The organism is Pannonibacter sp. (genome assembly GCF_051860505.1).
Taxonomy (GTDB): Bacteria; Pseudomonadota; Alphaproteobacteria; order Rhizobiales; family Stappiaceae; genus Pannonibacter.
Genome location: NZ_JBHYDX010000001.1, coordinates 100,823 through 113,612, shown reverse-complemented (window position 1 = coordinate 113,612; position 12,790 = coordinate 100,823). Strand labels below are relative to the sequence as shown.

Annotated in this window: 13 protein-coding genes; 3 read left to right on the top strand and 10 right to left on the bottom strand. The window is 65.0% G+C overall.

Features of this window, described 5'->3' with window-relative positions; translation table 11 throughout:
• Positions 1-138 precede the first annotated feature (138 nt).
• On the top strand, positions 139-1,215 hold the full coding sequence (locus tag ACTIFE_RS00505; protein WP_439527206.1) for a Glu/Leu/Phe/Val dehydrogenase dimerization domain-containing protein: 1,077 nt from the start codon (positions 139-141) through the stop codon (positions 1,213-1,215).
• A 45-nt stretch (positions 1,216-1,260) separates the two neighbouring features.
• Here ACTIFE_RS00505 and ACTIFE_RS00500 read toward each other — a convergent pair whose 3' ends face one another.
• Genes ACTIFE_RS00500 through ACTIFE_RS00470 form a run of 7 tightly spaced genes read right to left on the bottom strand, consistent with a single transcriptional unit; the run spans position 1,261 to position 7,124 of the window.
• Positions 1,261-1,572 carry a type II toxin-antitoxin system RelE/ParE family toxin gene (locus tag ACTIFE_RS00500; RefSeq protein ID WP_439527205.1) on the bottom strand — a complete coding sequence of 104 codons (312 nt, stop codon included), beginning with the start codon at positions 1,570-1,572 and terminating at the stop codon, positions 1,261-1,263.
• Entirely contained in the window at positions 1,569-1,811 is a 243-nt protein-coding gene (locus tag ACTIFE_RS00495) for a ribbon-helix-helix domain-containing protein (protein WP_439527204.1), read from the bottom strand. The genes ACTIFE_RS00500 and ACTIFE_RS00495 overlap by 4 nt, the downstream gene beginning before the upstream one ends.
• Positions 1,812-1,862: 51 nt before the next feature.
• A complete protein-coding gene (locus tag ACTIFE_RS00490; RefSeq protein ID WP_439527203.1) occupies positions 1,863-2,771 on the bottom strand; it encodes a LysR family transcriptional regulator in 909 nt (302 codons plus the stop codon).
• A 32-nt stretch (positions 2,772-2,803) separates the two neighbouring features.
• A complete protein-coding gene (locus ACTIFE_RS00485; RefSeq protein WP_439527202.1) occupies positions 2,804-4,393 on the bottom strand; it encodes a gamma-glutamyltransferase family protein in 1,590 nt (529 codons plus the stop codon).
• Positions 4,394-4,433: 40 nt separating this feature from the next.
• Positions 4,434-4,940 (bottom strand): DUF2937 family protein, encoded by a 507-nt coding sequence (locus ACTIFE_RS00480; protein ID WP_439527201.1) that lies wholly within the window; start codon positions 4,938-4,940, stop codon positions 4,434-4,436.
• A gap of 10 nt (positions 4,941-4,950) precedes the next feature.
• Positions 4,951-5,925 (bottom strand): WD40 repeat domain-containing protein, encoded by a 975-nt coding sequence (locus ACTIFE_RS00475; protein ID WP_439527200.1) that lies wholly within the window; start codon positions 5,923-5,925, stop codon positions 4,951-4,953.
• A 14-nt stretch (positions 5,926-5,939) separates the two neighbouring features.
• Complete coding sequence (locus ACTIFE_RS00470) at positions 5,940-7,124, bottom strand: CobW family GTP-binding protein (RefSeq protein WP_439527199.1); 1,185 nt, start codon at positions 7,122-7,124, stop codon at positions 5,940-5,942.
• Positions 7,125-7,366: 242 nt separating this feature from the next.
• Between ACTIFE_RS00470 and ACTIFE_RS00465 the strand changes: the two genes are divergently transcribed.
• Both ACTIFE_RS00465 and ACTIFE_RS00460 read left to right on the top strand, forming a co-directional pair.
• Positions 7,367-7,909 carry an RNA polymerase sigma factor gene (locus ACTIFE_RS00465; protein WP_439527198.1) on the top strand — a complete coding sequence of 181 codons (543 nt, stop codon included), beginning with the start codon at positions 7,367-7,369 and terminating at the stop codon, positions 7,907-7,909.
• 202 nt (positions 7,910-8,111) lie between these two features.
• Positions 8,112-9,938: a YfbK domain-containing protein gene (locus tag ACTIFE_RS00460; protein WP_439527197.1), complete on the top strand. Its 1,827-nt coding sequence runs from the start codon at positions 8,112-8,114 to the stop codon at positions 9,936-9,938.
• Positions 9,939-9,947: 9 nt separating this feature from the next.
• Here ACTIFE_RS00460 and ACTIFE_RS00455 read toward each other — a convergent pair whose 3' ends face one another.
• The 3 genes from ACTIFE_RS00455 to ACTIFE_RS00445 form a co-directional block, all read right to left on the bottom strand.
• Positions 9,948-11,036: a LacI family DNA-binding transcriptional regulator gene (locus tag ACTIFE_RS00455; protein WP_439527196.1), complete on the bottom strand. Its 1,089-nt coding sequence runs from the start codon at positions 11,034-11,036 to the stop codon at positions 9,948-9,950.
• A gap of 122 nt (positions 11,037-11,158) precedes the next feature.
• Complete coding sequence (locus ACTIFE_RS00450) at positions 11,159-11,695, bottom strand: OmpA family protein (RefSeq protein ID WP_439527195.1); 537 nt, start codon at positions 11,693-11,695, stop codon at positions 11,159-11,161.
• Between the two features lie 84 nt (positions 11,696-11,779).
• On the bottom strand, positions 11,780-12,703 hold the full coding sequence (locus tag ACTIFE_RS00445) for a DMT family transporter (RefSeq protein WP_439527194.1): 924 nt from the start codon (positions 12,701-12,703) through the stop codon (positions 11,780-11,782).
• Positions 12,704-12,790: the final 87 nt, after the last annotated feature.

The following is a 12,790-nucleotide window of genomic DNA, read 5'->3' as shown; positions in this document are numbered from 1 at the left end:
GCAGCTTTCTGCCCTAAACTGCGATTAAGAGGGAAAAATTTCCCGATAATCCGAAAATTTTCGGAAGATTGATCACCTATTTCCCTTCGAAACCGGCAATTTTCGGCACGCATTTCCCCTCTGGACGCGAGAGTGCCGATGAATGCCGTAACCCGTCCCGCTGCCCTTGTTGCCGGCGCGGCCTTTGACCATCCCGAATTCGACGCCCATGAACAGGTGGTGTTCGCCCATGACCGGGACACCGGCCTGAAGGCAATCCTGTGCGTTCATGACACGCGCCTCGGACCTGCACTCGGCGGCTGCCGCGTCTGGCCTTATGCCAGCGCGGGCGAAGCCCTGACCGATGCCCTGCGGTTGTCGCGCGGGATGACCTACAAGAACGCCCTCGCGGGCCTGGATCTGGGTGGCGGCAAGGCGGTGATCATTGCCGATCCGCGCCGGGACAAGACCGCTGACCTGATGCGCGCCTTTGGCCGGCACGTGGAGCGGATGAACGGCTCCTACATCACCGCCGAGGACGTGGGCGTGTCCCCGGCTGACATGGAAGCCGTCGCAGACTGCACCGATCATGTGCGTGGCACGGCCCGCACGGGGCTTGGCGACCCGTCGCCCTATACTGCACTCGGCGTCTTCGCTGGCATCCGCGCCGCGCTGGCCCATGTCTTCGGCAGCGACGATCTGGCCGGCCGCACTGTCTCGGTCCAGGGCCTCGGCCATGTCGGCTTCGATCTGGCCAGCCAGTTGCACGCCGCAGGCGCCCGGTTGATCGTATCGGACATTCATGCTCCGGCGGTGGATCGTGCCGTGGCGGCCTTTGACGCAATCGCAGTCGACCCAGGCGAAGCGCATGCGGTGGAAGCGGATGTCTTCGCCCCTTGCGCACTCGGCGCCGGGCTTAACGCCACCACCATTCCGGCCATCCGCGCGGCGATCGTTGCAGGCGCTGCCAACAACCAGCTGGCAACGCCGTCCGATGGCGAAGCCCTGAAAGCCCGTGGCATTCTCTATGCCCCGGACTACGCGATCAACGCCGGCGGCGTCATCTCCATCGCCCTCGCCCGTCCGGGCGGTGATGACCTGCTGGTGCGGGACAAGACCCTGGCTATCGGCGCAACATTGACCCGCATCTTCGAACGCGCCAGAGACGAGAACGTGACCCCGGAGCGCATCGCCGACCGGATGGCAGAAGAACGTCTCGCCGCAGCCGGTCGCTGATCTGATCTCCTCCCGCTTGCCGGACGGCTGGCGGGAGGGGGACGCTCAGAGATCGCGATTGCCGCCAGAGTCTGCAAAGAGGGCCGGCAAATCGCGTGCGCCATGCAGAATACGTTCGATACGCAGTCGATTTGGCAGGACCCTATAGGCGACCAAATAAAGCCCGAAAGGTTTCAGGCGCAAACCAGGCGAAATATCGCTCCGCTCCGCAGCGCGAAAAGGAAAATCTGTCAAGCTTCGGCAAAGGGCCTCAACCTGATCGACAAACTGCAAAGCACGTGCAGGGTTGTCCAAAGCGATCTGATCGGCAATTTGCTCGAGGTCACCCGCAGCTGCAGGCGAAAACTCCAGATTCAAGACTGCGGTCCGCTGCCGGAGCTCGCATATTTCCTTTTGAGACGGGTGAAGACCTCGTCGGCAGGAATGCCTGATCCGCTGGCAATGCCATCCTGAATTGCGCTGCGCAGCAGCTCCCGCTCGGCAAGCAAGGTGAGACCTGCAAGCAACGCATCGTCTGCCGTTGCATAGCGGCCCGTCGCAAGCAATCTGCTCAGTAGCGCTTCAATGGCCTTGCCATTGTGAACCTGTGCCGTCACGTCGCACCTCTCTGCACTGTAGCCTACACGCCATGCTGCCGGTTGTCAGCCTCAGCACATTTCGCCGGCCTTCCGGCGCTCACCGAACCAGGCGGCGAGGAAGTCGACGAAGGAGCGCACCTTGCCGGAGAGGTGGCGGCGGTGGGGATAGACCGCATAGATCGCGGGGCCGTCGTGATCAAAGCCCTCCAGCACGGGGACCAGGCGGCCATCCTTGAGGTCCTGGTGCACGAACATGCGCGGCGTTCGCAGGAAACCGAGATCGCAGATCGCGGCATCACGGGCGGCAGACGCACTGTTGACCTCGATGCGTCCGCGCACGGGCACGGCGAAACGGCTGCCGTTCTCGGCGAAATGCCAGTTGGTCTTGTGACGGTAGTTCGTGTCGACGATGCAGGGCTTGCCGGCCAGGTCACTCGGGTGCTGTGGCTGGCCATAGCGCTCGAGCACCGCCGGAGTGGCGCAGACCACCGTGCTGAAGGGCGCGACTTTGCGGGCGATGAGGCTCGAATCCTCCAGATCCGTGACGCGGATCGCGACGTCGAAGCCTTCTTCCACCAGATCGACGAAGCGGTCATCGAGGCGCAGATCAATGGTGATCTCGGGCTCGGCGACCAGAAACTCCATGATTGCCCGGTTGATGAGGCCATCGCCCATCGAGCGTGGCGCAGACACACGCAGGCGGCCCCGCGCCTCATGATGGGTGGATTGGACCGAGGCCTGCAGGTCGTCAATGCGCTGCAGGATATCGGAGGCTTCCTTGTAGTACGCCTCGCCAACCTCGGTCAGCGAGATCTGGCGTGTGGTGCGGTTGAGGAGCCGCACGCCCAGTTCGTCCTCCAACTCGCCGATGTATTTTGAGACAAGCGCCTTCGAGCGGCCCATTTCCCGGGCTGCGGCGGAAAAGCCGTTGCTGTCCACCACCTGGATGAAGCAGCGCATGCGCGTGATGGCGTCCATTGCCTCGTCTCCCTTGCCCGTTCAGGTCGTCTTCAGGCCGTCGCCGCGCCGCCGTCCGCGCGCGGGTCGTGTGCGCCTTCCAGCCCGCCCCGCGCGTTGCGGATGATCATGCCCGCATGGCCCATCGTATCGGAATAATCCTCGCCAAGCACCACCACCTCGTGGCCGGCGCGCTCCAGCTGGCGAATGAGATCGGGATCGAACCGCGCTTCCAGACGCAGCGCCGTCGTTGCATCGCCCCAGGTGCGACCGAGCAGCCAGCGCGGGGCATCGATCGCTTCGCCCACCGGCATACCGTTGAGAATGGCGCGGGTGAAGATGGCGGCCTGGGTCTGCGGCTGCCCCTCCCCGCCCATGGTGCCATAGGTGACCAGACGGCCGTCGGACAGGCGAGCCATTGCCGGGTTGAGCGTGTGGAACGGCAGGCGTCCAGGCTCCAGGGCATTGAGTGCTTCCGGGTGCAGCGAGAAGCTGGCACCGCGATTCTGCCAGAGGATACCGGACTTCGGCAGCAGGCACCCGGAGCCGAATTCCCAATAGACCGACTGGATGAAGGAGACGGCGCAGCCCCGGGCATCGACGGCGCCCATCCAGATCGTGTCGCCGAGCGCCGACTTGACCGGCCAGCCCAGCGCCTCGGACATGGAGATCCGCGCCGCCTCCGCCCCAAGCCAGTCCGGGTCCAGAAAGCGTGACGGAGGTTCCGGCAGGCGGTCTGGATCGGTGACCACGCGATCCCGAACCAGGAAAGCCCGCTTCGTCGCCTCGACGAGGCCATGCAACATCGGGAAGCCCTCGCGGGCCGGAACGTTGAGCCGGTCGTAGAGGCCGAGGATCAACAGCGAGGCGAGCCCCTGCGTCGGTGGCGGGGCGTTGAAGATCGTGCCGGCACGGGTCTGCAGCTTCAGGGCATGGCGGATGCGGGCTTCATAACGCTCCAGATCGGCCTTGGTGACCGGGGCACCGATGCGTTCCAGATCATCAGCAATCGAGGCGCCAACGTCGCCGCGATAGAAGTCGTCAAAGCCGGCAATGGCGAGATGATCCAGCGTGTCGGCCAGCCGCTCCTGGCGGATCACGTCACCGGCCTCCGGCGCCTTGCCGTCCTTCAGGAACACGGAGGCAAAGCCCGGCTGGGTTTCGAGTTCGGTCAGCTTTTCCGCCGTCAGATGCGCCTGGCTTCTCGAGACGGCAATACCGTCCTTGGCGTGGGCGATGGCTGCCTGCATCAGCTCGCGGCGCGGCATGCGGCCACCGAGGCTGGCGGCGGCCTCATAGGCTTTCTGCCAGCCGCCGACCGTGCCGGCAACCGTGAGCGCGGCAAGCGGACCGCGCGTTGGCACCGTGCCGTGGCCGGCACGGTTGTAGGCTGCAATCGTTGCCCCGGATCCTGCCGGACCGCAGGCCTCGATCACCTTGGGGTCCTGCCCAGGGGCAGCAATGAGCCAGAAGCCGTCGCCGCCGATGCCGTTCATGTGCGGGTAGACAACCGCAATGGTCGCCGCAGCGGCGATCATCGCCTCGACTGCCGACCCGCCATCAGCGAGAATGTCCGCCCCGGCCCGTGCCGCTGCCATATGCGGGGCAACGACCATGCCTCCGGATGAGGTTATGGTGTCCATCTGCTTCTCCCGTCAGAAATGAATATTTGGCGCCAGTGCGTCAATGCGGACGTGGCACCAGAACGCGCCAGAGACCGCGCAGGAAGGCGCCGATCAGGCGCAGAAGGCCAACGCCGGCCAACCCGCCAAGAAGGGCCGTGACAATGCCTTCCGCCGTTGCCGGCACTGCCGGTTCGAAGTCCTCATAGGTGCCCCGGACCACATCCGGGTCGGCGGATGTCAGGAAGAGAACGAGCCGCCCGAACTCGTCGGACTGCGCAAAGGCATCACGTTGGGCGCGCATGTTGGCCAGCTTTTCGCGCATTTCCTCGAGCGAGCGCCCCTGGGCGGCCACGAGCGGATCGCTGCTGCCTTTCAGACGGGCCAGCGCCCCATCGACATCCAGCCCGTTGCGGGCCGCATCCTCGGCCGTGACCGCCATGACCTGCTGCAGGGCATCGATGGCCCCGCCGAGGCGCTGGCGATATTGCTGCGCAAACTCGGGCAACTGCGAGGAGGTCACACCCGCCAGAATGCCGACGGCAAGCGCAATGGGTCTGGCGAGCATGGCGGTCTCCTCACTCCAGCGCGATGACGCCAGCTTCCCCGTCCTCGGTGCCAAAGGCAAGCCGCAAACCGTCCCGGTCCCAGGCCAGCGTCGACACCGGTGCCTTGCCCGGACGGCGCATCAGCACCTCGGCATTGTCGGCAAAGCGGCACAGCAGGATCATGCCGTCCTGATAGCCGACGGCAACGACCTCTTCCTTGGGATGGCAGGCGACCATGCTGACCAGCATGTCGGAACGGGTTCCGAGCTGCAGCGGAGACTGCCCCATCGGGCCGGTCTTGCCGGAGAAGGGCCAGACAATCGCGGCATTGGCGCCGGACGTGGCAAGAAACTTGCCCTTGGCCGACCAGCTGAACGACTTCACCTTGCCGGGATAACCTGTCATGCGCATGTCCTGGCCATCCGACAGCCGCCAGCCATGCAGGGCGTTTTCCTGCATGGTGGTGACGACAAACTTGCCATCCGGCGAGACAGTGATGGCATGATGCGCCCCGGGCCAGTCGAGCTGCTGCGGCGCGCCTTGCGTGTTGACCCACCACAGGGTCACCCCGTCGTAGCGGGCCACGGCCAGGCGCAGGCCCTTGGGCGCGAAGGCAAGGCCACCGACGGCGCGGGCATGAGCAAATTCCTTCTCCGTGCTATCCGCCAGCCGGACATAAGCCGTGCGGCCGCTGGCGAAGGCGACAGCCCCGGAAGGACCGCAGGCAACCAGGTCGATCCACTTGCGCGGACGTTCAGACAGGACCGAGACGGACCCGTCCACCTTGACCTCGACCACGCGGCCATCATCGCCGCCAGTGACCAGACCCGAGCCGTCCGGGCGTTCGTCCGCCGCCAGCAGGCCGCCGGAATGGGCGGGAACGTGTATCTGGGTCCCAGCAAGAAACACGACCTCGCCGCCGCCGAGGGCGAAATAGGGCGTGTCCTTGAGAAAGCCGGCCCGGACAACGAAGCCCGAGACGTCAGCCGCAGCAAGCGTCGTCACGTCGAATTCTCCCGTCAGACCGCGCAGGCGGCGAAGCCCTGCTTCAAGGCGTCGAAGTCCAGCTCTCGGCCGATGAAGACCAGGCGGCTTTCATGCGGCTCGCCTTCCTTCCAGTCGCGCTGGTGATCGCCCTCGACGATCATGTGCACACCCTGCAGCACGTAGCGCTGCGCGTCATCCTTGAAGGCCAGGATGCCCTTGAGACGCAGGATCTTGGCGCCGTCTTCCTGGGTCACGCGGTTGATCCAGGGGAAGAAGGTGTCCGGATCCAGTTCGCCGGCGCGCAGAGAAATGCTGCGGACAGAATGCGGATCGTCATGGTGGTGGTGATGGTCGTGGTCGCAGTCCGGGCCGCAGACGTGATCATGGTTGTGATCATGTTCGTGATCATGTTCATGCGCGTGATGCCCGTGATCGTGGTCATGGTGGTGATGATGGTCATGCGTGCAGTCGGGGCCGCAGGCATGGTCGTGATCATGGTGGTGGTGATCGTGCGCGTGGTCGTGGTCATGATGGTGGTCGTGACCATGACCGGTGTTGAGAAACTGAGGATCAAGCGACAGGATGCGGTCGAGGTCAAAGGCGCCGCGATCCAGCACCTTGGCGATGTCGATGGCGCAGCGCTCGGTGCGGTGACGCACGGCATAAGGGTTGATCTTGTGGATCCGGGCCTCGACGGCGGCGAGTTCCTCCGGCGACACGAGGTCGGTCTTGTTGAGGAGGATCACGTCGGCAAAGGCGATCTGGTCCTCGGCCTCGCGGGTATCTGCGAGGCGCTGCAGCACGTGGCGGGCATCGACGACGGCGACCACCGCATCGAGGCGCGAGGCGGCGCGCACGTCGTCATCCATGAAGAAGGTCTGGGCCACCGGGGCCGGATCGGCAACGCCGGTGGTCTCGACGATGATGGCATCGAAGCTGCCACGGCGCTTCATCAGGTTCTGCACGGTGCGGATCAGGTCGCCGCGCACGGTGCAGCAGATGCAGCCGTTGTTCATCTCAAAGATTTCCTCGTCGGACTCGACGAGCAGATCATTGTCGATGCCGATCTCGCCAAATTCATTGACGATGACGGCGTAGCGCTGGCCATGATTTTCGGAGAGGATCCGGTTGAGCAGTGTGGTCTTTCCGGCACCGAGATAGCCGGTCAGCACGGTGACCGGGATCTGCTTGGTTGGTTCGGGTGCGGCAGTGGTCATGAGCGCAAGGTCCTGTCAGTGGGGGCGACGCCGGCGGAGGGTCCGGTTCGATTCGCACCGCGATAGGTCGGGTCGGATTGGAACGCAATATAGGATGTTGTGCGGGCAAGTTCACGCCTTTCGCATCAATCCCATCGAGCCTTTGAAAAAACACACCAGCCGGGCCAAGCTTTGGCCATCCGGCGGCGTCTTAAGGACAGATCCCCCGGACGGAGACACTCCGGAAACACTGTGGACGCCTGATGGATGCCGTAACCAGCGATGAAGACCTTGCCCTTAGGGCCGGACAGGGCGACCGCGAGGCCTTTCGCCTGTTGGCGGAGCGTCACTATGACCGGCTGTACCGCCTGGCCTGGCGGTTCTGCGGTGCCAAGGCCGAGGCGGAGGACCTGACGCAGGACATCCTCACCACCCTGCCCGCACGGCTGAAAAGCTTTCGGGGCGAGGCCCGTTTCACCACCTGGCTGTACCGGCTGGCCCTGAATGCGGCGGCAGACCGGCGACGCGGGCAATCCCGCTCCCTCGCCCGGGACGCGGACTACGCGCGCAGCCAGGCCGGCACACAGGCGGAGGCCAATGCGGCTGCAGCAGCCCATGCCTGGCTGATGGCAGCACTGGACGAAATCGGCGATCCGCTGCGGGCGACCGCGCTGCTGGTGCTGGGCGAGAACATGACACACGCAGAAGCGGCAGAGGTGCTGGCGGTGTCGCAGGGCACGATCTCCTGGCGATTGTCGGACCTGCGGCAGAAACTGAAAGCCCTGAAGGAGCGCGATCATGCGTGATGAACTGGACGAGGCCAGACAGGCGCTTGAGACGACGCCACCGGCCGCCGACCCGGCAGCGAGGGCACGTGCACTTGGCGCAGCGATGGCCGCCTTTGATCAGCAGCAGAAAATTTCACAGGCCAGCCAAGAAGCGGCAGCGCCACGGCGTCAGACAAGTTGGGGCAGGAACTGGACAGACCAACTTGGAAGGATGCTTGGCATGACCACAGAACCGAATGCACCGCGCCGCAGATCCATATGGCCGGGCGTTGCCGGCGCAGGCGTTGGCCTCGCCGCGATTGCCCTGACGGTGCAGCTTGCGCCCTGGCAGGAGACCTTGCGCGACACCTCTGGCGATGCGGAGATGCCGCAGGCGAGCGAAAAGACAGAATTGGCAAAGAATGCAACCCAGCCCCTGGTGGCGCAGGACAGGGCGAGGCTGGCCGAGGAGGCTCCAGCTGCTGTGGCCGACGCCCTGCCGCAACCGGCACCGATTGCCCCGGCGCTGATGCCGGCTCCCGGTGGGACAATGGCCCCGATGGCCATGCCGAGTGCCGCCAAGATGAGCAAGCCGGCCGTAGCGGTGCCGGGCGTTGCCTCCGCGGACCAGGGCCGCGACCGGTTTCCGAAGGCCGATGACAATCCGGTCAAACGGGTGGCCGATAATCCAGTCTCGACCTTTTCAGCCGATGTAGACACGGTCTCCTATGGCGTGATGCGCGCGGCGCTGATGGACGGGGTTCTGCCCCTGCCCCATGCCATCCGGACCGAGGAACTGATCAATTATTTCAGCTATGACTATCCGGTGCCGGCGAAGGACGCAGCCCCCTTTGCCACCAGCCTGTCGATCGCACCGACGCCCTGGAACAAGGACACGCGGCTGTTGCGCATCGGGCTGAAGACGGCCGTGCCGGATCGCGGCGCGATGCCGCCGGCGCATCTGGTGTTCCTGATCGACACGTCCGGGTCGATGAATGCACCCGACAAGCTGCCGCTCCTGAAGAACGCTTTCCGACTGCTGCTGACGACGCTGAAGCCGGAGGACACGGTGGCGATTGTCGCCTATGCCGGCAGCGCGGGAACGGTGCTGGAGCCGACACAGGCCAAAGAGGGAGCGAAGATCCTAGCCGCGCTGGAGCGTCTGGACGCCGGCGGTTCCACGGCGGGCGGCGAAGGCCTGCGCCAGGCCTATGCGCTGGCGGAAGCCGGCAAGACGGACGGCAGCGTCAGCCGGGTAATCCTGGCGACCGACGGCGACTTCAACGTCGGCTTCACCGAAGTCGCCGATCTGAAGGCCTTCGTCGAACGGCAGCGGGCGAGCGGCGTGACCCTGTCGGTGCTGGGCTTTGGCCAGGGCAACTACAATGACGAGCTGATGCAGGCGCTGGCGCAGAACGGCAATGGCAATGCCGCCTATATCGACAGCCTGACTGAGGCCCGCAAGGTGCTGGTGGAGGAAGTCGGCGCGACCCTCTTTACGGTGGCAAGCGACGTCAAACTGCAGGTCGAATTCAACCCGGCCGAAGTGAAGGACTACCGGCTGATCGGCTATGAAACCCGCGCCCTGCGCCAGGAGGACTTCAGCAACGACAAGGTGGATGCCGGGGATATCGGGGCCGGTCACACGGTGACGGCGCTGTATGAATTCACGCCCGCGAGCGTGACCGGTGGCCTGACCGAGCCCCTGCGCTATCAGGTGACGCCGCCTGCAGCGCCGGCCGGTTCCTCGGATGAGCTGGCGTTCCTGCGTATCCGCTACAAGACGCCCGGTGAAAACGAGAGCAAGCTGATCGAGCAGCCGGTGACGCAGGCGGTGGCCGTTGACAGCTTCGAGGCGGCCGATGCGGATTTCCGCTTTGCCACTGCGGTTGCGGCCTTCGGCGACATTCTGAAGGGTGGCCGCTTCACGAAGGACTACACGCTGGACGACGTGGTGGCCCTGGCCCGCACCGCAAGGGGCGAGGACAGCGCCGGCCACCGGGCGGCTTTCATCGGCCTAGTCGATCTCGCCAAGACCGCAAGGCCCTTGGCACCATTGCCGCAGTAGGCGCGGCCCTTATGCCCCGAGGCGGCGGCCGTGGCGGACGCCGGGGGGTGGGGAGGAGTCGCGGATCTTGACGTCCGGCTCGATCAGGTGACGAGTGACGGGCACGTCCTCGCCGCCGATCTGTCGCAGGATGAGCGAGGCCGCCATCGAGCCGATACGGTCCGGATGGCTGGCAACGGTGGTGAGCGATGGGGTCCGCGCGGCAGCCCCATCGACATCGTCATAGCCGGTGACGGCCATGCCCGGCCCGGGCTCGACACCGGCCCAGCGCAGGGCTGGCATCATGCCAAGCGCAACCATGTCGTTGAAGCACATGACCGCCGACGGACGCTCCGGCGCAGCCAAGAGGCGCGGCACCACGGATTGGCCGTCGGTCTGGTTCATCAGCTCGGGAATGTCCAGTTGGGAGTCCGGATCGATGCCGGCCGTTGCCAGCGCCCGACGCCAGCCGGCGTTGCGGTCGCGGCCTGTCGAGGTCTCGCGCCGCCCGCCCGCCATGGCGATGCGGCGATGGCCCTGGCGGATCAGATGCTGGGTGACGAGAAAGGCTCCGGTCTCATCGTCACCGCGCACGCTCGGAGCGGCAGCGCCCTCGACATCTCGGCAGATGAGGGTCACCGAGATGCCCTGGTCGATCAGCCGGTTGATCTCTTCCGGCGTGGTGCCGACCGAGGCGCAGAGAATGAGCCCATCGGCACGGTGCTGCAGCAGCGTGTCGATGAACACGCGCTGACGCTCGACATTGTCGCGGTGATTGCAGATGAAGACCATCTGCCCCTGACGCTCGAGTTCATCTTCCAGGGTGGAAAAGATCTCGGCGAAATAGGGGTTCATGATGTCATGCACGGCAACGCCGACGATCTGCGTGCGCGAGGTGCGCAGCGAGGCGGCGGAGCGGTTGTAGATGTAGCCCACCTGCCGGGCCATGTCCTTGACCTTGTCGCGGGTGGTCTTGGCAACAAGCGGAGAATCGCGCAGGGCGAGCGAAACAGTGGCGGTGGAAATGCCAAGCCGCTCGGCAATGTCGCCCAGCGTCAGGCGGCGGCCGCGCGGTTCATCGGGGTGAACCCCTGAACCAGAACCCGGATTGTCGCTCATGCGCGCCACCTCAAACGTTACCCATGCGGGCCTCGTGCTGGCTCAGCTAGCCGCCAGCCTGTGATTCCCGCAAGGTGAAAGTGTGCCGCGCGATTGTTGCCGGTGCAACCGATGCCGAAGCCTCAGCGCTGCGGCGCTGTGTCGTCATACTCCTCGCGCAGGTTGACGACGACACGGCGGTTCATGCGAGAACACTCGGCCGGATCGCAGTCGGTCTCCGGCCGCTCGATGCCATAGCCCTTGATCCAGATCCGCTTGGGGTCGACACCCTGGGCAAGGATGACATCATAGACGGCCTTGGCCCGGCGCTCGGACAGGCGCTTGTTGGCCGCTTCCCCGCCCGGTTCATCCGCATGGCCCTGGATCTTGGCCAGCCAGCGCGGATTGGTCTTGAGCCACATCGCCTGGCGCAGGACGGTCTCACGGCCCTTGTCGTCGAGATCGGCGACGCCTTCGGCAAAGTAGATCCGCCGGCCGACGTCGAGCATGAACTCTTCCTCGGTTCCCGGCGCAAAGCCGGCCGCCTGCGATGGCGTCTGCGGCTTTTCGGCGTCACTCAGGACCTGACAGCCCGTCAACAGCGCCGCGGCGATCACAAGCGACAGCACCCCGCCGGAACAGGCCTTCGAAACTGCCCCCAAAACGTGTTCTGCCCGCATGTTCCCCCCGAAGCGCAAGCCTGAAATCTGGCGCCATTTGGCAAGGGGAACGCTGCGGCGTCAACCACCCGGGCCGCCGTTCACTTAAGTCTTCTTCACCACCTGCTCCCGGTAAAGGATGTAGAGGCCCGAGGCAACGACGACGCTGGCGCCGATGATGGTGGCGCTGCCGGGAATGTCGCCAAACACGAGAAAGCCAAGACCAATCATCCAGATGATCTGCAGATAGGTGAAGGGTGCCAGAAGCGGTGCGGGGGCGCGCCGGTGCGCGGCGATGAAGATCCAGTGCCCAAGCCCGCCCCAGACACCGGTGGACAGCAGCAGCACCCAGTGGAACAGGTCCGGCGGACTGACCCAGACGGCGAGCCCGGGTCCGGTCATCGCAATGGACGAGATCACGGCCGGGATGACCAGCATGCCGATGGTGGAATTGGTGGAGGTGAGCATGCGCGTCATCAGCGCATAGAGCGCGTAGCACAGCATCGAGGCGACAGAATAGATCACCGCCCAGTGCATTGCCCCGCTGCCCGGCTGAACGATGATCAACACACCGATGAAGCCGACAAAGATCGCCGCCCAGCGCCGGATGCCGGCCCATTCACCCAGCAGCGGCCCGGCGAGCGCGGTGACGACAATGGGACCTGCAAAGAAGATCGACATGGTTTCGGCCAGTTGCAGATGCTGCACGGCGAGGAAGTTGAACGAGGTGGTGCCAAGCATGGTCAGGCCGCGAACGAACTGCAGCCACGGACGGTCGGTGCGGAAAATCTCAGGATGCGCCCACATGCGGAACATGAAGAAGGCAATCACCAGATGGCTGACAAAGCGCATCCAAACGATCTGCAGTGGCGGCAAATGGGTATAGGTCGTCAGATACTTGGCTGTGGCGTCCAGGATGGAAAAGCACAGGCAGGTCGCAAGGATCATGCCGATGGCGATGAGCTGCGAACGCTTTTCCGCCGCCGCCTCGCTGTCCTTCGACGGGAGGGGCGTGATGGGCTCGGTCATTGTCTTGGGTCCGCTGGCGGGAGGGCCGATCAGCCGGCGACGCACGTGCGCCGCCAGACCCTTACACTAGACCGCTCATCGCGCCGC